This is a genomic window from Dyella acidiphila, from assembly GCF_014863405.1.
Taxonomy (GTDB): Bacteria; Pseudomonadota; Gammaproteobacteria; order Xanthomonadales; family Rhodanobacteraceae; genus Dyella_B; species Dyella_B acidiphila.
In genome coordinates this window covers 42,983-69,024 of sequence record NZ_JACZZA010000004.1, presented here as the reverse complement: position 1 = coordinate 69,024, position 26,042 = coordinate 42,983, and the positions used below count along the sequence as shown (strand labels likewise).

The 26,042-nt window shown below is 64.0% G+C and carries 24 protein-coding genes and 1 tRNA gene; 10 read left to right on the top strand and 15 right to left on the bottom strand.

Annotation, left to right across the window (positions count from 1 at the left end; all coding sequences use genetic code 11):
* Positions 1-65: 65 nt before the first annotated feature.
* From IGX34_RS08705 to grxD, 7 genes are all read right to left on the bottom strand, one after another.
* Positions 66-142: transfer RNA gene (locus IGX34_RS08705), tRNA-Asn, on the bottom strand.
* Positions 143-212: 70 nt separating this feature from the next.
* Positions 213-1,613, bottom strand: a complete 1,401-nt coding sequence (gene ppnN / locus IGX34_RS08700; protein ID WP_192555330.1) for a nucleotide 5'-monophosphate nucleosidase PpnN — start codon at positions 1,611-1,613, stop codon at positions 213-215.
* A gap of 183 nt (positions 1,614-1,796) precedes the next feature.
* On the bottom strand, positions 1,797-4,241 hold the full coding sequence (locus IGX34_RS08695; protein WP_225737333.1) for a TonB-dependent receptor: 2,445 nt from the start codon (positions 4,239-4,241) through the stop codon (positions 1,797-1,799).
* A gap of 547 nt (positions 4,242-4,788) precedes the next feature.
* Positions 4,789-6,501, bottom strand: a complete 1,713-nt coding sequence (olsF, locus tag IGX34_RS08690) for a bifunctional ornithine lipid synthase OlsF (protein ID WP_192555328.1) — start codon at positions 6,499-6,501, stop codon at positions 4,789-4,791.
* 151 nt (positions 6,502-6,652) lie between these two features.
* On the bottom strand, positions 6,653-7,252 hold the full coding sequence (locus tag IGX34_RS08685; protein WP_192555499.1) for a YhgN family NAAT transporter: 600 nt from the start codon (positions 7,250-7,252) through the stop codon (positions 6,653-6,655).
* A 64-nt stretch (positions 7,253-7,316) separates the two neighbouring features.
* The gene (locus tag IGX34_RS08680) at positions 7,317-8,084 is read right to left on the bottom strand and encodes an SDR family NAD(P)-dependent oxidoreductase (protein WP_192555327.1); all 768 of its coding nucleotides are present in this window, start codon (positions 8,082-8,084) and stop codon (positions 7,317-7,319) included.
* Entirely contained in the window at positions 8,081-8,407 is a 327-nt protein-coding gene (grxD, locus tag IGX34_RS08675) for a Grx4 family monothiol glutaredoxin (protein ID WP_192555498.1), read from the bottom strand. The genes IGX34_RS08680 and grxD overlap by 4 nt, the downstream gene beginning before the upstream one ends.
* Positions 8,408-8,516: 109 nt before the next feature.
* Here grxD and IGX34_RS08670 point away from each other — a divergent pair, with 109 nt between their 5' ends.
* Positions 8,517-9,098 carry a superoxide dismutase gene (locus tag IGX34_RS08670; RefSeq protein WP_192555326.1) on the top strand — a complete coding sequence of 194 codons (582 nt, stop codon included), beginning with the start codon at positions 8,517-8,519 and terminating at the stop codon, positions 9,096-9,098.
* 43 nt (positions 9,099-9,141) lie between these two features.
* Here the strand turns inward: IGX34_RS08670 and IGX34_RS08665 are convergent, their stop codons facing one another.
* Positions 9,142-10,296: a 5-(carboxyamino)imidazole ribonucleotide synthase gene (locus IGX34_RS08665; protein ID WP_192555325.1), complete on the bottom strand. Its 1,155-nt coding sequence runs from the start codon at positions 10,294-10,296 to the stop codon at positions 9,142-9,144.
* Positions 10,293-10,796 carry a 5-(carboxyamino)imidazole ribonucleotide mutase gene (gene purE / locus IGX34_RS08660; protein WP_192555324.1) on the bottom strand — a complete coding sequence of 168 codons (504 nt, stop codon included), beginning with the start codon at positions 10,794-10,796 and terminating at the stop codon, positions 10,293-10,295. Before purE ends, IGX34_RS08665 begins: the two co-directional genes overlap by 4 nt.
* Before the next feature lie 67 nt (positions 10,797-10,863).
* Between purE and IGX34_RS08655 the strand changes: the two genes are divergently transcribed.
* The 4 genes from IGX34_RS08655 to IGX34_RS08640 all read left to right on the top strand — a co-directional run bounded on the left by IGX34_RS08655 (position 10,864) and on the right by IGX34_RS08640 (position 14,875).
* Entirely contained in the window at positions 10,864-11,130 is a 267-nt protein-coding gene (locus IGX34_RS08655; RefSeq protein WP_192555323.1) for a Trm112 family protein, read from the top strand.
* A gap of 158 nt (positions 11,131-11,288) precedes the next feature.
* On the top strand, positions 11,289-13,586 hold the full coding sequence (locus IGX34_RS08650) for a DUF1631 domain-containing protein (RefSeq protein ID WP_192555322.1): 2,298 nt from the start codon (positions 11,289-11,291) through the stop codon (positions 13,584-13,586).
* Positions 13,583-14,440, top strand: a complete 858-nt coding sequence (nadC, locus tag IGX34_RS08645; protein ID WP_192555321.1) for a carboxylating nicotinate-nucleotide diphosphorylase — start codon at positions 13,583-13,585, stop codon at positions 14,438-14,440. Before IGX34_RS08650 ends, nadC begins: the two co-directional genes overlap by 4 nt.
* Positions 14,441-14,476: 36 nt before the next feature.
* Positions 14,477-14,875 carry a DUF3301 domain-containing protein gene (locus IGX34_RS08640; protein ID WP_192555320.1) on the top strand — a complete coding sequence of 133 codons (399 nt, stop codon included), beginning with the start codon at positions 14,477-14,479 and terminating at the stop codon, positions 14,873-14,875.
* 47 nt (positions 14,876-14,922) lie between these two features.
* Here IGX34_RS08640 and IGX34_RS08635 read toward each other — a convergent pair whose 3' ends face one another.
* The 5 genes from IGX34_RS08635 to petA form a co-directional block, all read right to left on the bottom strand.
* Positions 14,923-15,345, bottom strand: coding sequence for a ClpXP protease specificity-enhancing factor (locus IGX34_RS08635; RefSeq protein WP_192555319.1), 423 nt, complete (start codon positions 15,343-15,345; stop codon positions 14,923-14,925).
* Positions 15,346-15,502: 157 nt separating this feature from the next.
* Complete coding sequence (locus tag IGX34_RS08630) at positions 15,503-16,126, bottom strand: glutathione S-transferase N-terminal domain-containing protein (protein ID WP_192555318.1); 624 nt, start codon at positions 16,124-16,126, stop codon at positions 15,503-15,505.
* A gap of 68 nt (positions 16,127-16,194) precedes the next feature.
* Complete coding sequence (locus tag IGX34_RS08625) at positions 16,195-16,935, bottom strand: cytochrome c1 (RefSeq protein ID WP_192555317.1); 741 nt, start codon at positions 16,933-16,935, stop codon at positions 16,195-16,197.
* Positions 16,928-18,232 (bottom strand): cytochrome b, encoded by a 1,305-nt coding sequence (locus tag IGX34_RS08620; protein WP_192555316.1) that lies wholly within the window; start codon positions 18,230-18,232, stop codon positions 16,928-16,930. Before IGX34_RS08620 ends, IGX34_RS08625 begins: the two co-directional genes overlap by 8 nt.
* Positions 18,232-18,837: a ubiquinol-cytochrome c reductase iron-sulfur subunit gene (gene petA, locus IGX34_RS08615; RefSeq protein ID WP_192555315.1), complete on the bottom strand. Its 606-nt coding sequence runs from the start codon at positions 18,835-18,837 to the stop codon at positions 18,232-18,234. The genes IGX34_RS08620 and petA overlap by 1 nt, the downstream gene beginning before the upstream one ends.
* Positions 18,838-19,080: 243 nt before the next feature.
* Between petA and IGX34_RS08610 the strand changes: the two genes are divergently transcribed.
* Positions 19,081-20,280: a S1C family serine protease gene (locus tag IGX34_RS08610; protein WP_192555314.1), complete on the top strand. Its 1,200-nt coding sequence runs from the start codon at positions 19,081-19,083 to the stop codon at positions 20,278-20,280.
* Positions 20,281-20,282: 2 nt separating this feature from the next.
* Here IGX34_RS08610 and IGX34_RS08605 read toward each other — a convergent pair whose 3' ends face one another.
* Positions 20,283-21,320, bottom strand: coding sequence for a lytic transglycosylase domain-containing protein (locus tag IGX34_RS08605; protein ID WP_192555313.1), 1,038 nt, complete (start codon positions 21,318-21,320; stop codon positions 20,283-20,285).
* Between the two features lie 241 nt (positions 21,321-21,561).
* Between IGX34_RS08605 and miaB the strand changes: the two genes are divergently transcribed.
* The 4 genes from miaB (at position 21,562) to IGX34_RS08585 (ending at position 25,984) form a co-directional block, all read left to right on the top strand.
* Positions 21,562-22,905: a tRNA (N6-isopentenyl adenosine(37)-C2)-methylthiotransferase MiaB gene (gene miaB, locus IGX34_RS08600; RefSeq protein ID WP_192555312.1), complete on the top strand. Its 1,344-nt coding sequence runs from the start codon at positions 21,562-21,564 to the stop codon at positions 22,903-22,905.
* 318 nt (positions 22,906-23,223) lie between these two features.
* Positions 23,224-24,222: a PhoH family protein gene (locus tag IGX34_RS08595; RefSeq protein WP_192555311.1), complete on the top strand. Its 999-nt coding sequence runs from the start codon at positions 23,224-23,226 to the stop codon at positions 24,220-24,222.
* Positions 24,209-24,703 (top strand): rRNA maturation RNase YbeY, encoded by a 495-nt coding sequence (ybeY, locus tag IGX34_RS08590; protein WP_192555310.1) that lies wholly within the window; start codon positions 24,209-24,211, stop codon positions 24,701-24,703. Before IGX34_RS08595 ends, ybeY begins: the two co-directional genes overlap by 14 nt.
* Positions 24,704-24,724: 21 nt before the next feature.
* A complete protein-coding gene (locus tag IGX34_RS08585; protein WP_225737332.1) occupies positions 24,725-25,984 on the top strand; it encodes a hypothetical protein in 1,260 nt (419 codons plus the stop codon).
* Positions 25,985-26,042: the final 58 nt, after the last annotated feature.

The window sequence follows — 26,042 nt, the reverse complement described above, 5'->3', positions numbered from 1 at the left end:
GCGCGGCGCGCATTCCAATCGCCCAAAAACAAAGGGCTCACCCGAAGGTAAGCCCTTGTTTTATCTGGCGCCCGAAGTTGGACTCGAACCAACGACCCCCTGATTAACAGTCAAGTGCTCTAACCGGCTGAGCTATTCGGGCGGGGAGCTGCATAGTTTGAAGAATGGGGGCTACGGCTGTCAAGCCGCGCTCCCGATTCTGCATACAAAGCTTAACCGGTCAGCACGCGGTAGCACGGCACGTACGCGCTGCCGCCGGGCAGCTTCATGCGGTGCTGCTGCACGAAAGCCTGCAGCAAATGGTCCAGCGCGTGCATGATCTCGGCTTCGCCATTGATCTCGAACGGGCCGTACTGCTCGATCGCACGCACGCCCTCGTCCTTCACATTGCCGGCCACGATGCCGGAGAAGGCGCGGCGCAAGTCGGCCGCCAGCTCGTGCCGCGGGCGATCGCGATGGATTGCCAGGCCGCGCATCGCCTCATGCGTCGGCGCAAAGGGCTGCTGGAAGGCCAGCGGGATGCTCAGCGACCAGTTGAAGAAGAACGCATCCTTGTTGTCCAGGCGGTGATTGCGCACCTTGTCGACGCCACGCACCATCGTGTGCGCCACCGCGATCGGGTCGTCGACAATGATCTTGTAGTGCTGCGCCACTTCGTCGCCCAGCGCCAGGCGCAGAAATTTATCGATCTGCTCGAAGTACGCCGCCGACTGCTTCGGACCGGTGAAGATCAGCGGGAACGGGATGCCCGCGTTGTCCGGGTGCAGCAGGATGCCAAGCAGATACAGAATCTCTTCCGCCGTGCCCACGCCGCCGGGGAACACGATGATGCCGTGACCCATGCGCACAAAAGCTTCCAGGCGTTTTTCGATGTCCGGCATGATCACCAGCTGGTTCACGATCGGATTCGGCGACTCGGCCGCGATGATGCCCGGCTCGGTGATGCCGATATAGCGATTGTTGCGGCGACGCTGCTTGGCGTGAGCGATGGTGGCGCCCTTCATCGGCCCCTTCATCGCGCCCGGGCCGCAACCCGTGCAGATATCCAGGCCGCGCAGACCGAGCTGGTAGCCGACCGACTTGGTGTATTCGTATTCGTCGCGCGAAATCGAGTGGCCGCCCCAGCACACCGCCAGGTTGGGATCGATCTGCGGCTTGAGGATGCGCGCGTTGCGCAGGATCTCGAACACCGAATGGGTGATGCCGGAGGAGTCTTCCAGGTCGAAACTGCCCTGCTCCAGCTGGGTCGATACGTAGACGATGTCGCGCACCACCGCCACCAGCAGCTCGTTGATGCCGCGGATGATCTGGCCGTCGACGAAGGCCTTGGCCGGCGCATGCATCAGCTCGATCTTGATGCCGCGATCCTGCTGCAGCACCTGGATGTCGAAATTCGGATATTGCTCGAACATGCCGCGCGGATCGTCGCTGATCTCGCCGGAGGTGAGCGTGGCCAGCGCACAGCGCCGCAGCAGGCTGTGCAGGCCCGACCCGCTGGCGTCGCGCAGGCGCGCCACCTCGTTGCGGGAAAGGATGTCCAGGCCGCCCGCGGGCGAAATGCGCGCGCTTACCGTGGCGGCTTTGCCGGACTTGTCGATCTGCGTGTCATTCATTCCTATCGTTCTCCTGCCACTTCAACAGGGCGCAGATGGGCCTGCGCCGTGCGTGCGGCCGCCTAGCATCCCGCTTCGCGTGCATGCGGTCAACGCGGGGTCGGATCCGGCGCCCCCATAAAAAAACTCCCCGCGGAGACCCGCGGGGAGCTGTTCTACTGCTTCGATCAGCTGGCGATCCGCTTAGCGGAACGACACGCCGAAGGTGACTACGTACGCGCGCGGCTGCAGCAGGCCGTAGTAGGCGGTGCTGTTGTACAGGTTCAGTTCCTTGCCCACCGCAGCGGACGACAGCACCGGCGCCGAGCTCACGTAGCTCAAGGCACGACGATCGGTGAGATTGTCCACATTGAGCTTGATGTAGGGCTTGGTGAACCAGCTGCTGAAGTCGGCGAAGCGATAACCTGCGCTGAAATTCAGCGTGGTGAAGCCCGCGACCGACTCGGTGTTCATGTAATCGCCCCACAGCGAGCTGGTGGCGCGGGCGTTCAAGGTTGCCCAGACATGGGTGTCGTCATAGCTCAGGCTGACGTTGCCGATGTTGCGCGGCGTGTCAGGCATGGTCTTGCCTTCGGTCGGGTAGATGCCGGGACCCTTGCCGTTGACGCTGTCGTAGGGACCGCCGTCCAGGTCGCCGCGGATATTGGCCTGGGTATAGGTGTAGGAGCTGTACACCGTCCAGCTCGGAGCGAACTTCCAGCTCACTTCGCCGTTGAAGCCGCGCATGTGCATGTGCGGAATCGTGGTGTAGATCTCGGCGTTGTTGGCCGGGTTGTAGCCCACTTCCTGCTTGTTGAAGTAGTTGCTGTTGTACACGTCGGCGCTGGCCGAGATGGCATCGCCGTAGTAGCGCCAGCCCAGGTCCGTGTTCCACGACATTTCCGGCGCAGCGTTGTTCACACCGGCCAGGGCGTCGAAAATCGCAGCCGTGTTGGACGGCACGCGGAAGGTCTTGCCGGTGCCGAGGTAGAACTGGTTCTTCTCATCCAACTGGAACTTGATGCCGGCGGTCGGCAGGAACTTGTGCCAGTTGTTGTTGAAGTTGCTGAAGGTCTGCGTGGCCGAGCCCGGGTAGTCGAAGGTGAAGCCCTGGCGACTGGCGTACAGGTAGCTCACGCCGGCGACGAAGGTCCAGAAGTCGTTCGGCGTCCAGTTGTCGGTGACGAAGCCCTTCTTCAGCTCGGTCGTGGTGTATTCCTCGTAGAACTTCTGCACCGCGCCGCCGGTCGGGTAGACCAGGTAAGAGGAGTTGCCCCAGAAGTCATCCGGCGTACCGGTGTTCGGATTGACCAGACCGAAATCTTCAACCTGGCTCTTGCGCGAACGCTCGTACCAGAAGCCGTATTCCAGGCTGTTGTTCATGCCGAAGTCCTGGTTGGCACGGACGAGCACGCCCGGACGCCAGGTGGTGGCCGCCGAATAACCGTATACCGGCGCGCCGGCCCAGGCCGCATCGTTGTTCTTGGTCGAGCTGTTGCCGATCACGCCGTCGCCATTGAGGTCGATATTGGCGTACAGGTACTTGTTCACCGGCGAAGTGCTTTCCTGCGCCAGCGAAGCAGCGCCGCCGCCGCCATCGCCGTACCAGTAGTACGGGATCACCGACAGATGGATGCTATCGGAGACCTTGAACTCGCCGTCCATGCTGAACATGTAGCTGGAGTACGGGTTGGTGTGCAGTCCGTAGAAGTTTTCGTCCGCGGTGGCGGCCGTGTTCAACGCCTTGCCCTTGAGGTTGCTCAGCGGGATCCAGGTGTTGTTGTAGTTGTAGAAATAACCATCCTGCGCGACCAGCGCCTTGGACAGGCCGTCATAGGCGTAGTTGCTCTGGCGGCTGTACTGCAGCGAGGCGCTGATGGAGTTGTTGTCGTCGATGGTCAGCACCGACTTGCCGTCCACCTTGGTCACGTGCAGGTCGCCCTGGCCGCGCCACATGTCGGCGGTGTTGTCGGACAGCGACACCCACGAACGGATCGGACCGAGGTCGCCGGTGTTCAGGCGCACGAAGGTGCGGCGGTAGTCGTTGTTGCCGAAGGTCTGGGTGAAGTCCACGCCGCCCTGGTGCGAGGGGTCGATGGTGGCCCAGCCGATGTGGCCGCCGCTGGCGCCGGAGTCGGGCATGTCGATATCCGGAATGCCCTGCAGCACCGTGATGTCGCCCATATTCTCGGAATCACCGTATTCGGTGGCGTACACCGAGTAGCTGCCGGTGTCGGTAATCGGCGCACCGTTGACGGTCATGCCGATGTCCGAGGAGTCGTAGCCGCGCATGCTGTAGTGGCCGTTGGCCAGGCCGGTGATGTCGTCGGTCGCTGCGTTCACGCCCGGGATCGAACCGATCATCTGGGTGAAGTTGCTGCCCGGGCTGGCCTTTTCGATCGCATCACGAGTGATGGTCGACACAGCCTTCGGTGCGGTCTGCACCGACATCAATCCGCCGCCGAGCGACAGCGACTGGCCCTGCACCGTCACTTCCGACAGCTGCTTCGCGTCGCGTTGCGTCGCGTTGGAGGTGGTGGTGTTGGAGGTGCTGGAGGCGTTGACGCGCTGCTGGCTGTTAGCCGTGCTCTGGTTGCCCTGGGTCTGGTCGTTGCTGGCGGTCTGCGCCATGGCAACGCCCATGGACATGTAACAAGCCATAGCAATTGCTGCGGAAAGATGCGTTCGTTTCATTGATAGCCCCGTAAGTCCGGATTTGTAGTTTCGATACTTCTTTTGGCACCGCTTTTCATGACTGCATGCACTGCACTTGCGACACACGACATCTGCCCGGCTCTTGCGAGCCGCCGTACGCACTGACTCATCGACGCAAAAAAGGCCTCGGGCTCATTACTCATGAGCCTCGCGGAACCTCTTCTGGAACCCTCGGTTTTGCGATTTTCAGTTTGGAGCGGGGTGGAAGGACCCCATTCCGACTACAGAACCCTGGATGAGAAACACGTGTTGGCTGGCTGATTCGTACGCTTTACCCGGCGATTCCCTACACCGGGAGGAGGAGAAAACAGTCACGTATCCTTAGCGATACCTTAGCATGATTACGCATAAGCTTTACATTAATTTTACAGAGTGATCTCAGTCAGTGGATAGGCTCCGAGCCTGTCCACTCCCTCGGCGCTCAAACGCAAAAAGGCCGCCCCAGGGGCGGCCTTTTTTGTTTTCCTGGCCAGAAGGGAGCTCAGGCGCCCTTGCCGAGATACCGGCTGCGTTTGGCCGGCTTGAGCCGGGCCAAATCGAGCATGACGAGGCCGTCGACGCAGCCGGAAAAGCCCGGATCCTCACCAAAATCAAGGAATTGCACACCATCCGGCTCGACCAGGTCGACATACTGGCGATACAGCACCGGCAGGCTTACGCCCAGGGCATCCAGATGGTGCCGCAGCCGACCCAGGCCACTGGCCGGGTCCAGCCCTTCCAGCTCGCGGCGCACGCCTTCGAGCACGTCCGGCGATACCTTGAACGGCTGACGCGCCGCGGCGAGGCCGGGGGCGCCGAAGTAGTGCTGGTGGGCGGCAGCGATCCACTCGCGCGCCTGGCGCGGCAGATTGACCGACATGCTGACCGGCCCAAACATATAGCGCAGATCTGGATGGCGCTGCAGATACAGCCCGATGCCCTGCCACAGCTGATCCAGCGCACGCGAACGCCAGTAGGCCGGGGCGATAAAGCTGCGGCCAAGCTCCAGCCCTTGCGCCAGCCGCGACTCCAGCGCCGGCGAATACTGGAACAGGCTGGCGGTATACAGGCCATCCATGCCGCGCTCGGTAATCAGGCGCTTGCCGTCCCCCAGTCGATAGGAGCCGACGATGCGCAGGGCTTTCGGATCCCACAGCACCAGGTGTTCGTAATGGGCATCGTAGGCATCGAGATCACGGCGGGTATTGGTGCCCTCGCCCACCTTGCGAAAAGTGAGTTCACGCAGACGGCCGATCTCGCGCAGGGCCGCTCCATCAGTCGATCCGCGCAGGACCAGCAATTGCTTGCCGTCCGATAAGTCGGCCAGCTTTTCGGATTGCGACAGCTCCATCGCCACGCGTTCCACCGGCTCCGGATGCGCCAGCGGCACTTGGCCACCGAAGATCAGGCCGCGCTGGCGCCCCAGTCGATAGACATGGCGGCGCATCAGCTTGGCGGCGCGTTCGGCCGAGCCTTCGCTACGCTTTTCCAGCTCCTCGGCGCCAACCAGCGCACCGACGCTGAAACCGATCCGGCTGACGTTGGTGGCAACCGCTTCGCGCGGCAGCATCGCGGTGCTCAGCGGCTTTGCCAGCATGGAAAGACCGTAGAACATCGCCGAATTGCGTGCGGCCACATGGATCGGCAGCACCGGCACCTTGCCGCGCATGGCCAGGCGCGCAAAGCCATCCGACCAGCGCGCATCGCGCACACCGGCAGGGCCCATGCGCGAGACTTCGCCCGCGGGAAATACGACCAATGCTTCACCACGCTCCAGTGCGCGAAACACATTGCGCAAGCGCGAAGCCGCGCCACCACCGAACACATCGACCGGCAGCAGCAAGTGACCGAGTTGCGGCACCGCCGCCAGCCAGTCATTGCCGAGAATACGTACGTCCTGGCGCACCGAGCCGACCAGTTGCAACAAGGCCATGGCATCGAGCATGCCGAGCGGATGATTGGCGACGATCAGTACGCCGCCCTCGACGGGAATATTTTCCCGTTCGCGCTGCACCACGTGGTAGCTGCAGCCCAGCAAGTCGAGCACTTTGTCGACGAAGTCGAAGCCGGTCGTGTCAGCAAGCCGCTCCAGCACGCGATTGAACCCGGCTTCGTCGGCAAGACGACCAAGCATGCCGGCCACCGGCCGGCGAATCATCGGGTGCTGTGCCAGCCATGGCAGACGTTCGGTAAGGGCCTGTTCGACGTGAAGCATGACCGCCTCCCCTTGGTTTTGTCGCATGTTGCCGATCGAGTGTGACAACTGCGCGAAATTGCGCAGTCAAACTTGCCGCATTCGCAAGAATACACGATCAGCTGCGGGCGATTCCTTAAGAGCTCGTTTAGAGCCGGGTCCCGCGCATGCTTCAAACGGCCAAATGCAGGTACGCCGCGATACCGCTGAGAAACATCTGTACGGAAAGGGCGATCAGCAACATGCCCATCACCCGCTCCAGCGCAGTGAGCACACTTTCGCCGAGCCAGCGGAACAGATAGGTGGAACTGAGCAGAATTACCGCGGTGGCCAGCCATGCGCAGAGCAAGGCGATGGCCCAGTCGGCGGTGCGCCCCGGCTGCGTATTGGTGAGCAGCAGCAAGGCGGCCATGGCCGAAGGACCGGCCACGCCCGGAATCGCCATCGGCACGATAAAAGGCTCGCCCTCGCCGGAACGGCCGAAGATGCCGCCGCCATCGGCCGGCGGGAACACCATGCGGATGCCGATCAGGAACAGGACGATGCCGCCGGCGATGCTGATCGATTCCTGCCGTAGCTGCAGCAGCCGCAGAATCCATTGGCCGCCCATCAGGAATACCAGCAGCACGGCCAGTGCGATCAACAACTCGCGCACCATCACCGCACGGCGGCGCTTGGGCGCCACATCCTTGAGCAGGCTGAGGAAGATCGGGATATTGCCGAGCGGATCCATGATCAGGAACAGCAGGATCGCCGCCGACAGCGTGGTCATCTGTGTTTCCATGCTGCCCCCTGTGCGGTTATCTGCGTGCGCGGCTGATAGCGAAGCGGCGCGATCATGCCACGCGCAAGTCGAGCACAGCGCCGCGCGCGGCTGCAGCCTGGTCGCTCAACAAATACACCACCGCCTCGGCGGTGGCATCCGGCAAGGGCTGCTGCAGCGAGTCCTCGCCGAAATAGGCGGTGCGGCGCAGGGTGGTGCGCATCGGTGCCGGCAGCACGGCGTGCACGCGGAACGCACCTTCGTCATGTTCTTCATGCAGGATCGCGACGAAGCGCTCCAGCGCAGCCTTGGATACGCCGTAAGCACCCCAGTGCGCACGCTGCACCAGTTCGGGATTGTCGAGCACGAACACCGCGGCGCTGGCCGGCGCCGCAGTAAGCAGCGGCAGGCAGGCCTGGGTCAGCGCGAACGGCGCCGAGACATTTACATGCAGCGCGCGCAGCCAGGCATCGGGCTTGTGCATGGCAATCGGCGTGAGACCGGCGAAGCTTGCCGCGGCGTGCACGATGCCATCGAGCCGGCCCAGGTCGCGCTGCAATGCTTCGGCAAAAGACGCGTAATCGCGCGGCGTGGCCGCTTCCATATCCAGCGGATGGATCACCGGTTCGGGCAGCCCTTCCTGCAGCATGGCATCGTAGAGTTGCTCGAGCTGGCGCTTGCGCTTGCCGGTGATCACCACCGTCGCACCCGCGCGCGCGGCGGCGTACGCCACCGCCTTGCCCAGGCCGCCGTAGGCACCGGTGACCAGCACCACGCGTCCTTCCAGCGGCTTGCCGGAAAGTGTCCAGGCTTCGGGCAGACGCTGCAGCGGAAGACTCATGCGTGACTCTCGCCGGCGACGTCGTTGGCCATGCGCGCCAGTTCGCCGGAGACTTTGAGATCCTCCACGATGTCGCAGCCGCCGATCAGCTCGCCCTGGATGAAAAGTTGCGGGAAGGTCGGCCAGTTGGCGTAGTGCGGCAGCGCGGCGCGCACTTCCGGATCGGCCAGCACGTTCACCACATGGAAGCTGGCACCGGCTTCATGCAATGCCTGTGCGGCACGGCTGGAAAAGCCGCACATCGGAAACTCCGGCGTGCCCTTCATGAAGAGCACGATGGGATGCTCGGCGAGCACCGCCTTGATTCGCTCGTTGACGTCCATAACTTCCGATTCATCACTACAATGCAGCCCGATCAGTAGTGTACCAGCCGTCCCGGCGGCCCAGCCGCTGTCGGCGCCGTCTTCCTCAGCCAACGCCCAGGAGTTACCCATGGCGATCGAACTTCCCCCGCTGCCCTATGAAAAGAACGCGCTGGAGCCGAACATTTCGGCCGAAACGCTGGAGTTCCACTACGGCAAGCACCACCAGGCCTATGTGACCAACCTCAACAACCTGATCAAGGGCACTGAGTTCGAAAGCGCCGCGCTGGAAGACATCATCAAGAAGTCCTCCGGCGGCGTGTTCAACAATGCGGCGCAGATCTGGAACCACACCTTCTACTGGCACTCCATGCGCAAGCCGCTGGAGAGCAATGCGCCGACCGGCAAGCTGGCCGACGAGATCAACAAGGCCTTCGGTTCCTTCGACAAGTTCAAGGAAGAATTCACCAAGTCGGCCACCGGCAATTTCGGCTCGGGCTGGACCTGGCTGGTGCAGCGTCCGGATGGCTCGCTGGGCATCGTCAACACGTCCAACGCCGCCACGCCGATCACCGGCAGCGACAAGCCGCTATTCACCATCGACGTGTGGGAACACGCGTACTACATCGACTACCGCAATGCGCGTCCGAAGTACGTGGAATCGTTCTGGAACCTGGTGAACTGGGACTTCGCGGCGAAGAACCTCGCCTGATTTTCCCGCACCCCGCTGCCGCCGGCAGCGGGGTGCGCTTCACTTAGGAAAGCGCGCTCAATCCAGGCTCGGCCTGCGTTTCCCGCTTCAGCGCCTGCGCCATTGCCGCCACTCGCAGCGCCAAGCTCTGTGCATCGGCTGCACATACCGTGGCATGCCCCACCTTGCGACCCGGGCGCGGCTGCTTGCCATAGTCATGCCAGTGCGCATCCACCGTGCTCAGCACCGGCGCGGCATCGGGCAGATCGCCGATCCAGTTGAACATGACCGACAAGCCATGCGCCGAGGTATCGCCCAGGGGCAACCCCAGCACGGCGCGCACGTGATTTTCGAACTGGCTGGCCACCGCGCCTTCGATGGTCCAGTGGCCGGAATTGTGCACGCGCGGCGCCATTTCATTGCCCAGCAGCTGGCCGTCCTTGACGAACAGCTCCAGCGCAAACACACCCACATAACCCAGCCGTTCGGCCAGCGTACGCGCCAGATCTTCCGCCCGCTGCTGCAGTGCGCCCACCTCCGGAGCCGGGGCTAGGCTAAGGCTCAGCACACCATCGGTATGCCAGTTCTGGGTCAGCGGCCAGATCCGGAAATCGCCTTCGCGCGTGCGCACGGCCAATACCGAAAGCTCGCGCTCGAACGGCACGAATGCCTCCAGGATCAGCCCATGCGCGGCCGCCTGCGCACCCAGCGCGGCCCAGGCGGCATCGGCATCCGCCAGCTGCTTGATGCGGAACTGGCCTTTGCCGTCATAGCCCAGGCGGCGGGTCTTAAGGATGGCCGGCGCGCCGATCGCGGCCAGGGCCCGGTCCAGGTCTGCGCGGGTGTCGACCGCCTCGAATGCCGGGGTCTGCAGACCGCACTGGCGAAACAGGGTCTTCTCGGCCAGGCGATCCTGTGCCACGGCCAGGGCGCGCGGGTCGGGGAACACCGCCACGCGCTCAGCCAGCCAGTGCGCCGTCTCGGCAGGCACGTTTTCGAAATCGAAGGTGACCACATCGACTTCGGCGGCAAATTTTTCCAGCGCGGCGTAGTCGGTCCAGTCGGCCAGCCGCAGCGGCGCGACCTGTCCGGCGCAGGCATCGGCGGCACTATCCACCACCAGGGTATTCACGCCCAGCGGCGCGGCGGCAAGCGCCAGCATGCGGGCCAGCTGACCGCCACCGAGGATGCCCAGAACAGGTTGCTTGCGAACGCTCACGCGCGCGGATCCGGGTTATCCAGCACCGACTGGGTCTGGCGGGAACGGAAGGCGTCGACGGCCTTGGCCAGCGCCGGGTCGTGCAAGGCCAGCATCGCGGCGGCGAACAGGCCGGCATTGACCGCGCCGGCCCGGCCGATCGCCAGCGTGCCCACCGGAATGCCGGCCGGCATCTGCGCGATCGAGAGCAGGGAATCCATGCCGTTGAGCGCCTTGGACTGCACCGGCACCCCCAGCACCGGCAAGCGCGTCTTGGCCGCCAGCATGCCCGGCAAGTGGGCGGCGCCACCGGCACCGGCGATGATCACCTGGATACCGCGGCCCACCGCCTCTTCCGCATAACGGAACAGCAGGTCCGGCGTGCGGTGCGCGGAGACCACGCGTACTTCGTGCGGCACGCCCAGTTCCTGGAGCACCTCGGCCGCGTGGGTCATGGTTTCCCAGTCCGAACGCGATCCCATCACCACACCCACCAGCGGTGCTGCCGTTGTTACCGTCATGGCCCGGTCGTCCAAAAGGGGATATTGTACGTGCTTCCCCGCATTGCAACGATACCTTCGCCTGCCCATGGACAAGCGCCTGCTCGACATTCTTTGCTGCCCGGTAAGCAAGACCCCGGTGCGCCCGCTCACCAGCAGCGAGCTCGGCGCGGTGAACAAGGCGATCGATGCCGGCCACGCACTCAACGTGGGTGGCACGGCGGTAGCGGGTCGGCTGGGCGAGGGGCTGATCACGATCGACCGCAAGGTGATCTACCGGGTCGAGGACGGCATCCCGGTAATGCTGCCCGAGGAAGGCATCGGCACCACCCAGTTCAGCGACTTCCCGGCCTGAGAGGCCGTCAGCCTGGCGCAAGATCCTGGCTGCACGGGTGTCGGAGTCCAATTCCATGACGCCCAGCATGGCGGCCACGCCCTTTTTCGCTTATGTTGCCTGGATAAACCGGCCATCCGTCGTCAGTCGTCAAATTGCTTAACCACAGGGGTGTGGCGATGAGTCAAAACGAGCCATCGAACATCGTCAATCTCAGTCAGCGGCTGGATCCCTCCAGTGGCCGTGGAGGCGACCTGTTGAACGCCGTCCGGAGTATCGCCACCCGCCGCCTGCAGCAATACATCGGCAATATGTTCGAACACGTCGACGACGCCCTGTTCGACCTGGCCGAAAAGGCCGAGAACAACGCCGCGCAGATGCATTACTTCGATGGCATGCGCGAAGTGCGCAAGCGTCGCCCGGTGATCGAGCGCGGCTTCCTGGCTCAGGTTTCGCGGGAACTGAACGACTTCGTCGGCGGCCAGCGCTCCACTCCGGCGAGCAGCGGCGCGCCCACGCCACTGGCCGGCTCGATCGAGCTGTCGCTGGTGGCGGACAACGAGCTGGAAGAATCGCTGGCCATCACCAGCATGATCGGCAAGAACGAAACCCGCCTGGCCCGCGACCTGTTCGCGGTAAACCAGCGCCTGTCGGTGATCTGCGGCGGCGCGCGCATTGAGGACGCCACCAATCCGATCGGGCCGGCCCTGCTCGCGCAGGCGTTCCGCCAGTCGATGCGCGAACTCAGCGCCGACATGCGCGTGAAGCTGATCATCTACAAGCTGTTCGACCGCTACGTGATGGCCTCGCTGGACGAGCTGTACCAGGAAACCAATGCCGAGCTGATGCGCGCCGGCGTACTGCCGCAGCTGCGGCATGAAGTGGTGCGCCAGGGCAGCACGGGTGCGGCAGCGGGCGGCGCAGCCGCAGCGTCCGGTGAAGTGCCGGCGCCGATTGCCGCCGAGGACAGCGATGCTTCGGCCGAATTGCTGCAGACCCTGCGCACTCTGTTCGGTGCGCGCCGCGCGCATCCGAATGTGCCGCTTTCGGCCATCACCCAGGGGCCGCTGCCCACCGCCAACGAACTGATCGGCGCGCTCAGCGTGCTGCAGAGCCAGGCCGCCACCGTGCCGGTGGCGCCGCTGCCGATCGGCGGCAGCACGCTGGATATCACCGAGCAGGTGCTGCAGCTGAAAGAACAGCTGATGACCCAGCTCGGCTCGCTGCGCGGCCAGCGCCCGGGCCAGATCGCCACGATGGATGAAGACACCATCGATCTGGTCGGCATGCTGTTCGAGTTCATTCTCGAAGACCGCAACCTGCCGCCGCAGATGCAGGTATTGCTGGCACGCCTGCAGATTCCGTATCTCAAGGCCGCGATCCTCGACCGCAAGCTGTTCGCACACCGCCAGCATCCGGCGCGCCGCCTGCTCGATGGCCTGGCCGATGCCGCCAAGAGCTGGTCGGAAGAATCGGATCGCGACGGCCGCCTGCACGACACCATCAAGGCCATCGTCGAACGCCTGCTGCAGGAATTCGACGATGACATGACGATCTTCGATCGCCTGCTGGCCGAACTGCAGCAGTTCCAGGATTCCAACCGCCGCCGCGCCGAACTGGCCGAGCAGCGCGTGGCCGAATCCACGCGCGGACGCGAGAAGCTGGAACAAGCGCGCCGCCGCGCAGCACGCGAGATCCTCAACCGCATTGGCGATCACGCATTGCCGCCGCTGATCCATGGCGTACTGTCGCGCGCATGGGCCAACTACATGGTGCTGACGATCCTGCGCAAAGGCGAGGAGTCCACCGAATTCCGCGAGGCGCTGCGCTTTGTCGACGCGTTTATCGCCAGCACCAAGCCGGTGCGCACGCCGGAGGCCAAGCGCGACCTGCGCCAGCTACTGCCCGGCATCGAACGCGCGCTGCGCAAGGGCCTGGCCAACGTCGCCTTCCAGGACGCCGACATCGAGCGCCTGCTCGGTCAGCTGCATACCTACTATCGCCAGCAGCTGGGCGAAGTAGCCGCGCCCGCACCGGAGCAAATCGCGCAGGCCGCCGACGGTGCGCCCGCGCCGCTGCCGATTCCCGAAAGCATCCAGCCGCTGGCCGAAAGCATGGCCGACCTGGAAGACGACCCGGCACAGGCCGAGCCCGAAGCCGAGGCCATCGCACCGGAAGTGCGCGAAGAACTGGAGCGCGTCAGCGGGCTCAAGCCGGGCACTTGGCTGGAGTTCAACAGCGACAACGAACACTTCGAGCGCGCCAAGCTGTCGTGGATCAGCCCGATGAGCGGCCGCTACTTGTTCGTCAATCGCCGCGGCCTGAAGGTGGCCGATTACTCGCCGTATGAGCTGGCCGTGGTGATGGCCGACGGACGTGCGCGCATCCTCGCCTCCAACGCACTGTTCGATCGCGCCATGGATGCTATCGTTGACCGATTGAGCCACGAAGAGGCTCGCCCCGACGATACGGAATGACCACTGCTCTTCGCTTCACCCCACCGGACCAGGCCACGATCGACGCCGATGTAGAACGCGCCTTTGCCGAAGATCTCGGCAAGGGCGATGCCACCGCCAGCCTGCTGCCGGCGCAGGCGCAAGCCGCCGCACAGCTGACCTGCCGCGAACGGGCGGTGATGGCCGGCATTCCCTGGTTCGAAGCCTGCGTGCACAAGCTCGATCCGCAGGCGCGCATCCACTGGCACGTCACTGACGGCGATCCGGTCCAGCCCGGCAGCATGATCTGCGAGCTACACGGCAATGCGCGCGCGCTGGTCAGCGCGGAGCGCTCGGCGCTGAACTTCCTGCAGATGCTGTCCGGCACCGCCACCCAGACGGCCGCCTATGTTGCGGCGGTAGCCGGCACCAAGGTGCGGGTGCTCGATACGCGCAAAACCGTACCGGGCCTGCGCATGGCGCAAAAATATGCCGTGCGTTGCGGTGGCGGCCATAACCATCGGATCGGCCTCTACGACGCGATCCTGGTGAAGGAAAACCACATCATCGCCGCCGGCAGCATTGCCGCCGCGGTGCTGGCGGCACGTCAGTTGCACCCGAGCCTGCTGCTGGAAGTGGAAGTGGAAAATCTCGACGAACTGCAGCAGGCGCTGGACGCTGGCGTCGACCGCATCATGCTGGACAACTTCAGCCTGCCGCTGATGCGCGAGGCAGTGGCGCAGACCGCCGGGCGCGTGCCGCTGGAAATCTCCGGCAATGTCGATCTCAGCACCATCGGCGACTATGCCGCCACCGGCGTGGATTTCATCTCGGTCGGCGCACTGACCAAGAACATCCGCGCGATCGATCTATCGCTACGACTGCAAATCGGCTGACTTGTGGCGGCCACCGGCCGCCCACACACTGCGCACATGGGCGACCTTGCCACCCTGCTTTTGCTGCTGATCCTGATGGCCGTGGCCGGTGCCTGGCTCACGCTCAGCCGTGCGCGCGACCGGGCCATTCTGGAGGCACGCACGCGATGCCAGCAGCATGGGCTGCAGCTGCTGGATGAAACCGTCGGCTTGAGCGGCCTGCGCCTGAAGCGGGTGGGCGAACGGCACGTGCTGGAGCGGCGCTACAGCTTTGAAGTAAGCATCGACGGCAACGATCGCGAAGCCGGCCACTTGTGGATGATCGGCAACGTGCTCACGGCCTTGGTTCTGCCGACTATCGAGCTGTATACGCCGGAACCTTCCACGCACAACCATCAAGCGGGAAACGTGCTGCCGTTCCGGCCGCGCAATGAGGATCGAGACGTCCGGCATTGAAGCGCGAAAAACCGTGCGCAGGTTGGGTTAGCGCAGCGGTGAAGCGCTTACTTCACCACTCGCAAATGCGAACCGCCGCGCTTCGGTTTGTCACCATCGGTAGGCGTTTCGGGCGCCGGCGGTGACGGCGGGGTATCGGAAGGCGGATCGCCGCCATCCTCTTCTTCGGCCGGGAACATCATGCCCTGCCCGTTTTCCTGCGCGTACAGGGCCAGCACGGCGGGAACCGGAATCTGGATGCTGTGGCTCACGCCGGAAAAGCGCGCCTGGAAGCTGATCCATTCGTTGCCCAGGTCCAGGTTGGCGACCGCGCGCATGGCCAGATTCAGCACTACCTGCCCGTTCTTGATCACATGCGGTGGCACCCGCACACCGCTGCGCGTGGCGTCCACCAGCATGTACGGCGTGAGGTTGTTGTCGCTGATCCAATCGTAGATCGCCCGCAACAGATAGGGCCGATTGGAAGTCATGCCATGGGGGGACTGCTGTGTCACCAGGTGGGTGCTCTGAGTGGATGCTGCGTGGGCGGCCGGCGGGCCAAAAACCGACGCAAAGGCTGCGCCCGGCCCGGCGTATTGAATTTGAAATGCCCAGGGAAGTCCAGAAGGCGCCGCCAGCCGGACCCGGTCAAGGCCGCAGCGCCCGTTCTTCCGGGGTAAGGCTGCGCGCGTATCCCTGGCTGTGGAACAGGCGCTCCCCGTAATCCAGGATAGGCTTGCCTTCGCGCCCCAGTTCGATGCCCAGCGACGGCAGCCGCCAGATCACCGGAGTGACCAGGCAGTCGACCAGGCTCATCTCCGGATTGAGGAAAAACTTGGATGCCTTGAACAGTGGCAGCGCGCTCAGCAGTTGCTCGCGCAGCCGCTTGCGGGCGGCATCCGCAGGCTTTCCACCGGCGCGGATATGCTCGATTTCCGGCAGCCAGTCGCGTTCGATGCGTACCGAGGCAAGCCGCAGCCGCGCGCGGGAAAGTGGATCGATCGGCATCAAGGGCGGATGCGGGTAGCGCTCGTCCAGGTATTCGCACACCACCGAGGTGTCGTAGAGCGTGAGCTCGCGATCGACCAGGGTCGGCAGGCTGTTGTAAGGGTTGAGATCGGTCAGGTCCTCCGGCGGCTTGGCCGGATCGACCTGGACCAGATCGTAGGTGACTCCCTTAGCTGCCAGCACCAGCCGTACGCGGTGACATTGGATGTCATCGGCAGCGGAGTACAGGGCGAGTACTGTCCGCGAACGAGCGTTCTGGACCATGCACAATCTCCCCATGCATATGACCGCCGGGGATGGCCCTCGCCATCACGCGGCGGTCACAAGTCCCTTTAATGGACGTCCTTCCAGTATTCCTTCTTTAGCAGATAGGCCAGGAAGGTGAAAGCCAGCAGGAACAACACCACCCAGATGCCGTAGTGCCGCCGCTGCAGGGCGGCCGGCTCGGACACGTATTCGAGGAAGTTGGTCAGGTCGCGGGTGGTCTGCTGGTACTGCTCGGGCGTGAGGCGCCCGGGATGCAGCAGCTTCAGGCTGGCCACCTGCGGATCGTCGCCCGGCTTGGCCGCGGCCATCACCGGCACCTGCTCGCCTTGCAGCTCCCACAGCGGGAACGGCATGGCCGCATTGGGCAGCACCAGGTTGTTCCAGCCGATCTGGCTCTTGGGGTCCAGGTAGAACGAATTGAGGTAGGCGTTGACCCAGTCCGCGCCCTTGGCGGAGACCTCCAGCGACAGGTCCGGCGGCGCCTTGCCGAAGAACTTCTGCGCATCTTCCGGCGGCATGTGCGAGATCACCGGATCGCCGATCTTGCCGCCGGTGAAATTGAAGTTGTTCATCACGTCGTCCTCGGTCAGGCCGAGGTCGTCCGCGATGCGCTGGTAGCGCATGTACTTGAGTGAGTGGCAACCCACGCAGTAGTTGAAGAACAGGTGGGCGCCGCGCTGCAGCGAGGCGGTATCGCGCAGGTTGTTGCCGGCGGAGGCGAGCTCCGGGCCTTCGGCCATCGCCGCCGTCGTACCCAGCAGCAGACCCAGCGCCAACGCAAAGGAGGGAATGTAGCGCTTAATCATGCGTCGTCACCCGTTCCGGAACCGGCTTGGTCTTTTCCCAACCAAGATGCGTATACAGCCACAGGAATACGAAGAACCCGAAGTAGATCAGCACCAGCACGCGGCCGAAATTGTTGTCCCAGGCGGTGATGTCGATGTCCTGGCCGAACAGTTTCGGGAACAGTTCGTCGGTCATGTCGGTGCCGATCATCGCCAGTCCGAGGAAGGCCAGCACGAACAAGGTCAAGGCCGCCTTGTAGCCGGTGCCGCGGTAACGGATCGATTTCACCTTGCCCACGTCGATCCACGGCAAGGCAAACAGCAGCGCGATCGAGCCGAACATGCCGAGCACGCCCCACACCGCCGTGCCCAAAGCAGACGGGATCATGCGCACGATCGCGTAGAACGGGGTGAAGTACCACACCGGCTTGATCTGCGCCGGCGTCACCAGGTTGTTGGCGGCGATCGAGTTGTCATGCTCGAGGAACCAGCCACCCAGGGTCGGCTGGAAGAAGATGATGAAAGCGGCGATGGCCAGGAACAGGCCCACGCCAACCAGATCCTTCACCGTGTAATACGGATGGAACGGAATACCGTCGGCCGGCTTGAGCGCATCCCAGCGGTTGCCCTTGGGACCGTGCTTGACGTCGACGCCATCCGGATTGTTCGAGCCCACTTCATGCAGCGCAGCCAGGTGCAGCACTACCAGCAGCAACAGCACCAGCGGCAGCGCGATCACGTGTAATGCGAAGAAGCGGTTGAGCGTGGCGTCGGCGGGCAGGAAGTCGCCCATGATCCATTCGACCAGATCCTTGCCGATCACCGGAATGGTGCCGAACAAGGACACGATCACCTTGGCGCCCCAGAACGACATGTTGCCCCATGGCAGCACGTAGCCCATGAAGGCTTCGGCCATCAGCACCAGGAAGATCAGCATGCCGAGCAGCCACACCAGTTCGCGCGGCTGCTTGTACGAGCCGTACATCACGCCGCGGAACATGTGCAGATACACCACCACGAAGAACAGCGACGCGCCGGTGGAGTGCATGTAGCGGATCAGCCAGCCCCACTCCACGTCACGCATGATGTACTGCACCGAATCGAACGCACCGGTGGCGCTCGGATCGTAGTTCATGGTGAGGAAGATGCCGGTGACGATCTGGTTGACCAGCACCAGCAGGGCCAGCGAACCGAAGTAGTACCAGAGATTGAAATTCTTCGGCGCGTAGTACTCGGTCATGTGCTTGCGATACACCGGCATCAAACCCGGTGCGCGCTCGGTAACCCAGTCGCCGATAGTGGAGAAGACGTTGGCCATTACGCTGCCCCCTGCGGATCTACGCCGATCTGCACCGTGGTGTCGTCAACGAAGTGATATGGCGGGATCTCCATATTCTTCGGCGCCGGCACACCCTGGTAGACGCGGCCTGCCATGTCGTAGCGCGAGTGATGGCAGGGGCAGTAGTAGCCGCCCTGCCAGTTCGGATCGAACGGCTCGGGCTTCATCTCGGCCACGTAGTCGGGCACGCAGCCGAGGTGAGTGCAGATGCCGATCATCACCAGCCATTCGGGCTTGATGGAACGGGTGTCGTTCTGGGCGTACTTGGGCTGCTGCTGCGCCGACGCGCCATCCGATTTCGGATCGACCAGGCGCGGATCCTGCTTGGGCAATGCCGCAAGCTGCGCAGGCGAACGATTGACGATGAATACCGGGAGGCTGCGCCACGCCACGATCAGCTGCTGGCCGGGCTCGATCTTCTTGAGTGATTGCGTGACCGGAGCTCCGGCCGCCTTCGCTCTTGCACTGGGTTCCCACGACTTGATGAAAGGCACTGCTGCCGCCACCACACCCACTCCCCCCACTACGGCAGTTGTCGTAGTGAGAAAACGGCGGCGGCCTTGATCGACGACTTCGTTCGCCATCAGGCTCTCCGGTACTTGCATGCCATTGAGAATGCAGAAACCAGATTCTGCCGATTCGGACGAAAAAGGTTGCGCTTCGCCGACCGCCCCAGGATCGTGCCCCTGCAAAAAAACCGCGTTACCTCGTTACCTTACAGAAATCACGTTAGTCTAGCCTCAGGTCAAGCACCCTACAATAAAACCGCAGGGGCGGTCACGTCGCTCTGCCACACTCCTAGAAACGGTTACGGATCGCACTACGACATGAAGCATGCCGCCGGCATCGTTGCCTTTATTGCCCGCTTCGTAGTGCTTGGGTTGGCGCTTGCATTCGTCATCAGCCTGTTCTGGCCTGGCGTCGGCGATCGCCTGCGCACCCGTTTCGGGGTGCAGCATGCGGCCGGCACCGCCACCGTTTCCGCAACGCCCCCGGTAGTCAATGCGCCGGCTTCCTATGCCGATGCGGTGGCCAGGGCGGCGCCCTCGGTGGTCAACATCTACGCCAACAAACTCGTCACCGAACAGGCCGTGCGCATGTTCACCGATCCGCTGATGCAGCAGCTGTTCGGCGGCACGCCGGCCGGTCCGCCGGTGCCGCGGCGAGAACAAAACCTCGGTTCCGGCGTGATCGTCAACCCCGAAGGTTATGTGCTCACCAATAATCATGTGATCGCCAACGCCGACGACATCCAGGTACTGCTGTACGACGGTCGCGTGGCCAAGGCCAAGCTGGTCGGCGCGGACGAGGAAACCGACCTGGCCGTCCTGAAGCTGATCGACGCCAGCAATCTGCCGGTGATCCAGATGGCCGACGCCAAAAAGCTGCGCGTGGGCGATGTGGTGCTGGCGATCGGCAATCCCCTGGGCCTGAACCAGACCGTGACCATGGGCATCATCAGCGCGATCGGCCGCCAGCTGAGCAACAGCAGCCCGGAAGATTTCATCCAGACCGACGCCGCCATCAACCTCGGCAACTCCGGCGGCGCGCTGGTGAATAGCAATGGCGATCTGGTCGGCATCAACACGTTATTGATCGGCAAGGCGGCAAATGCCGAAGGTATCGGTTTTGCCATTCCTGTCGATACCGCTACCAACGTACTGCGACAATTAATCGCAACCGGCCACGTGATCCGCGGCTGGCTGGGCGCCGACTACGGCTTCGTGCCGGTGGCGGCGGACAGCGGCCTGCCCGCTGCCGCACGCGGCGCGCAAGTCACGGATATCTATCCCAATGGCCCGGCCGCGCTGGCCGGCCTGCAGTTGCACGACATCCTGCTGCAGCTGGGCGACGAGGACATCCGCGATCCGGCCGACCTCAGCCGGCACGAGGCCGCGCTCAAGCCGGGCAGCAAGGTCCAGGTATCGGGCCTGCGCAACGGCGTGCCCTTTCATGTGCTGCTGACCGTCAGCCAGCGTCCGCCGCAGGCACCGACCGCGGCGTCCGCCGCCAACGGCAATAGCTGAGCCTAGAGACTGGCCGAGGCGGGCGCCGGATGCAGCGCCTTGTTGTAACGCTGCAGCAATTCGCCCACGCGCTGCACATACACCTGCGTTTCGGCATAGGGCGGTACGCCGTTGTAGTGCTGCACCGCGCCGGGTCCGGCGTTATAGGCTGCGGCAGTTAGCCGCACATCGCCGTTGAAGTTCTTCAGCAACAGGCTCAGGTAGCGCGCACCGCCGCGGATGTTCTGCGAAGGATCGAACGCATCCAGCACGCCCATGTTGTTGGCCGTGCCCGGCATCAACTGCATCAATCCCTGCGCCCCCTTCAGCGACATGGCGCGCGGATTGAACGCGCTCTCCGCATGAATGATCGCGCGAATCAGCGCCTCGTCCACGCCCGATTCCAGGCTGGCGTTGTGGATCACGTCGGCATAGTCGGTGAGATCCAGGTGCACCGTGCCCCAGTTGATCGGCGAGCGCAGGTTGCACGCCATGCAGGTGGCGATATAGGTGAAAAGCCGCGTGACGTTGCTGGCCAGCGACCCGGCCGGCTGGATATTGGTGTACTCCACGCTGCCATCGCGATGCACGATGCGATACACCGCGCCGCGCAGCACGCGGTTGTCCGGCGAGTCCTGCATGTCGGTGCCGGCCAGCGCCGGCGGCAGCGTCTCGTGCGATTCGTTATAGGTCCACTGCCCCGGCCTGCCGCCGAACGGCGAAATAGCCGGCGCGGCGCGCGCCGTGGTTTCCACGCCGCCCTGCACCCCGGCCAGCGACACCACGATCGGCGCGATCGGCTGCGCACTGGTCTCGGCCCAGCCAGTGACCCAGGCCAGCGAAGCCACTTCCTTGGCCGGATGGGCACTGTGCGTTGCCGGCGCGGCGAATGAGGCCACCTGCTTGCACTCGTGGTAGCCCGCCGCCGTGCTGCTGAAGACCACCTCGCCCTGCGCCCCCGCGCAGCGGTAAAGCACCCCGGCATGGGCTGGCATGCCGCCCAGCACAGCCATGAACAGAAGGCAGCCGACCACCGCCCGAAACAGGATCAGCATCAGCATGGGGAGGCGATCTGCCCGGGAGCCGGCGCCTCCCCCTTGGCGTACGGCAGCAAACATGGCGGCAGTGTGCCCCCACATCCGGCCCGCGCCAAGCCCGAATAGCGCAATTCGTGCGCCAGGACATGCCCGCAAGTGCTTGATCCGCCGATTGCTGTCAGTGGCGGGGTGGCGACCGGGCTAGTAAAATGCCCGGTCCGGCGCCAACCGCGCGCGGCCTTTCGATCCCACGGTACCCAACGCCATGAGCGGCAAGCTTTTCATCAAGACCCACGGCTGCCAGATGAACGAGTACGACTCGGCCAAGATGGCCGACGTGCTGAAGGCGTCGCATGGCCTGGAGCTGACCCAGGACGAGTCGGAAGCCGACGTGATCCTGGTCAATACCTGCTCGATCCGCGAAAAGGCCCAGGAAAAGGTCTTCAGCCAGCTCGGCCGCTGGAAGGAATACAAGCAGGGCGGGAAGCCGGTGCTGATCGGCGTGGGCGGCTGCGTGGCCTCGCAGGAAGGCGAGGCGATCATCAAGCGCGCCCCGTACGTGGACCTGGTGTTCGGCCCGCAGACCTTGCACCGCCTGCCCGCCCTGATCGAGGCCAAGCGCGCCACCGGCAAGCCGCAGGTGGACATCAGCTTCCCCGAGATCGAGAAATTCGACCGCCTGCCCGAGCCGCGCGCCGAAGGTCCCACCGCCTTCGTCTCGATCATGGAAGGCTGCTCCAAGTATTGCTCCTACTGCGTGGTGCCCTACACCCGCGGCGAGGAAATCAGCCGCCCGTTCGACGACGTGATCGTGGAAGTGGCGCAGCTGGCCGACCAGGGCGTACGCGAGGTGATCCTGCTGGGGCAGAACGTCAATGCCTATCGCGGCCCCACGCATGACGGTGGCACGGCCGACCTGGCGGTGCTGATCCATGCCATTGCGCAGCTCGACGGCATCGGCCGCATCCGCTTCACCACCTCGCATCCGCTGGAGTTCTCCGACTCGCTGATCGAGGCCTACGCCAACGTGCCCAAGCTGGCCAACTTCCTGCACCTGCCGGTGCAGGCCGGCTCGGACCGCATCCTGGCCGCGATGAAGCGCGGCTACACGGCGCTGGAGTTCAAGCAGAAAATCCGCAAGCTGCGCGCCGTGCGTCCGGATATCTGTATTTCCTCGGATTTCATTGTCGGTTTCCCCGGCGAGACGGACGAGGACTTCGCCAAGACCATGAAGCTGATCGACGACATCGGCTTCGACCAGAGCTTCTCCTTCATTTTCTCCTCGCGCCCCGGCACCCCGGCAGCCAACCTCGCCGACGACACTCCCGCCGCAGTGAAGAGCGAGCGCCTGGCCAAGCTGCAAGCCGTGCTCAACGAGAACGCGAAGAAGATCAATCAGGATATGGTCGGCACCGTGCAGCGCGTGCTGGTGGAAAAACCCAGCAAGAAGAATCCAAACGAGCTCACCGGCCGTACCGAGAACATGCGCTACGTGAACTTCCCCGGCCCGACCCGGCTGATCGGCCAGTTCGTGGACGTAGTGATCACCGAAGCGATGACCAACTCGCTGCGCGGACGGATCGGCAGCACGGACAGCCAAGCCGCCTGAAGCCGCATGAGCACCGACGCCGCAAGCCCAGATGCTGTCGTCCGACGAGTGCCATATATCGATGCGCTAATGCGCCAGCCTGGCAATTTTGGCGGCGGCCCAGCCCTCCTCGTCATCCCGGCGAAGGCCGGAACCCCGTGACTTTCTCGCGGCAAAGACGCTGGGCCCAGGCTTTTGCCGGGGTGACGTACTGATGTTCCATGCCAGCACCATGCGCTTATCGCAGCGCCGATGTTTCACCCTTTCCGGCCATGTGCCTGCCGCGTTCCGCCACGCCGTGCACGAGCCGACCAACCTTTACGTGATACATCCACAGCTATGACCAACGGCCTGAACCAACGCGATTTCTCCCTCGATCCGGAAGACAATGCCCGGCTCGCCAACCTGTGCGGCCCGTTCGACGAACATCTGCGCCAGATCGAGCTGCGCCTGGGCGTGGAAATCGATCACCGCGGCAACCTGTTCCAGGTGATCGGCGAAGAAGGCGCCACCCGCGCCGGCGAAAAAGTGCTCAAAGCACTCTACGCCGGCACCGAAAACGAATCGCTCAACGGCGCCAAGATCAATCTGCACCTGGCCGAATCGGGGATCGATGCGATCACCGATGAAGCCGCCGAGGCTGCACAGGAAGTAGTGATCAAGGTGAAGCGCGGCGTGATCAAGGGCCGCGGTCCGAACCAGGCGCGCTATCTGCATGCCATCACCACGCATGACATCAACTTCGGCGTCGGCCCCGCCGGCACCGGCAAAACCTACCTGGCCGTGGCCAGCGCAGTGGAAGCCCTGGAAGCCAACCGCGTGCAGCGCCTGCTGCTGGTGCGCCCGGCGGTGGAAGCCGGCGAAAAACTCGGCTTCCTGCCCGGCGATCTGTCGCAGAAGGTCGATCCCTATCTGCGCCCGCTGTACGACGCCCTGTATGAAATGCTCGGCTTCGAGAAAGTGGCCAAGCTGATCGAGCGCAACGTGATCGAGATCGCGCCGCTGGCCTATATGCGCGGCCGCACGCTCAACGATTCCTACGTGATTCTCGACGAAGCGCAGAACACCACGGTCGAGCAGATGAAGATGTTCCTGACCCGCATCGGCTTCGGCTCGGTGGCGGTGATCACTGGCGATGTCAGCCAGGTCGACCTGCCCCGGCATGTGCGCTCCGGCCTGCGCCATGCGATCGAAGTGCTGCGCGGCGTGGACGGTATCAGCTTCACCTTCTTCACCTCGCGCGACGTGGTGCGTCATCCGCTGGTCGCGAAAATCGTGCGCGCCTATGAAGCGTTCGAAAACGCCGACGAAGGGAAGCCCGGCGATGGCGCAAAATAAACTGTCCGGCAGTGCGCACCTGGTGCACATCAGCTATGGCGTCGACCGCAAGGGATTGCCGTCTGCACTCAGCTTCCGCCGCTGGGTCGATGCGGCACTCGCTGGCGCCAAGCGGCGCAGGGCGGCGGAACTGGCCATTCGCATTGTCGGCACGCGCGGAGGACGCAGCCTCAATCGCGATTACCGTGGCAAGGACTACGCCACCAATGTGCTGTCGTTCCCTGCGGAACTGCCGCCCGGCGTATCGCTGCCGCTGATCGGCGACCTGGCGATCTGCGCGCCGGTGGTGGCGCGCGAGGCGGCCGAACAAGGCAAGCCGGCCGCGCATCACTGGGCACATATGACCGTACACGGCGTCTTGCACCTGCTTGGCTACGATCATATGGAAGATGCCGAAGCCGAAGCGATGGAGGCCTTGGAAAGACGCATCCTCGCCAAACTCGGCATTGACGATCCTTACGCCGCCGAGCACGACCACTAGCTACTGCTGACGGAGATCCGCATGCGCACACGCTGGCGCCTGCTCGCAGGCATGGGACTGGCTTGCATGCTCGCCACGGCGAGCGCTGCCGATGCCCCGCGCGAACAATTGGCCACCAGCAGCTGCGCCGCATTGCACGCGGCCGCCATCGCCATCCCCGGCGACGGGCCGATGCTGCTGCCCAGCTATCCCAGCCTGCAAGGCCAGGACGACGCCAACCGTGCGCTGGAAAATGTGGCCTTCGTCTACGACAACGCACTGGCCGGCATGGCCCTGACGGCGTGCGGCGAACCGGCCCAGGCAAGACGCATTGCCGATGCACTGCTGCTGGCCGCCGCGCATGATCCCGGCTTCAAGGATGGCCGTCTGCGCAACGCCTATCGCAGCGACGCCATCGAGGGCGACAAGATCCAGCTCCCGGGCTACTGGCAGAGCCGTGGCAACTACTGGAGCCAGGATCCTTATCAAGTCGGCACTGCCACCGGCAATGTCGCCTGGGCCGCCCTGCTATGGCTGACCGTCTACGACCGCAGCCACGACCGGCGCTATCTGGACGCCGCCGTGGCGCAACTACACTGGATCCAGGCGCATGTCGCCGGGAGCGCACCGGCTGCCTACGAAGGCGGCTACTTCGGCTACGACAACGCACAGCGTGTGCAGCACTGGAAAGCCACCGAACACAATCTCGATGTCTACGCCGCGGATCTCTGGGCGGGCCGCGAAACCCACGATCCGGCGCTTGCGCAGCAGGCCAAGGTGGCGAGCAGTTTCGTGCAATCGATGTGGGACGCCACGCAGCATCGCTTCCTGGTCGGCACACTGGACGACGGCAAAACGCTCGAGCGCGACAAATCGGGCCTGGATGCCCAGCTCTGGCCGCTACTCGTCTTCCATCCGCATCCGGCCGCCTGGGACCAGGTATGGATCTGGGTCGACTCGCAGCATCAGCGCGGCAACGGCTATGGCTATCGCCGCCATCCCGACGGCGTGTGGACCGAAGGCAGCGCGCAGGCCGCCGCGGCCATGCAAGCCAGCGGCAAGCCGGTGCCGGATACGCTATGGCAGCTGCTTGTCGCACAGAACAGCGGCAACGGCATGCTCTACGCCACGCCACAGGCACGTATCGCCACCGACTTTGCGATCGGCCCCACTTCTACCTATGCCGATTTCTTCTACTACCACCTGCCGCACCTTGGCGCGACCGCGTGGGCCGCTCTGGCCGCCAAAGGCTGGAACCCCTTCACCGGCAGCCCGCTGGCCAGCGCCCGTAACGCCCCGTGATAGCGCGGATCGCAGGCTTGCCGCCGGCTACGCCGGGCCTTGTTCCTGAATCGTCACG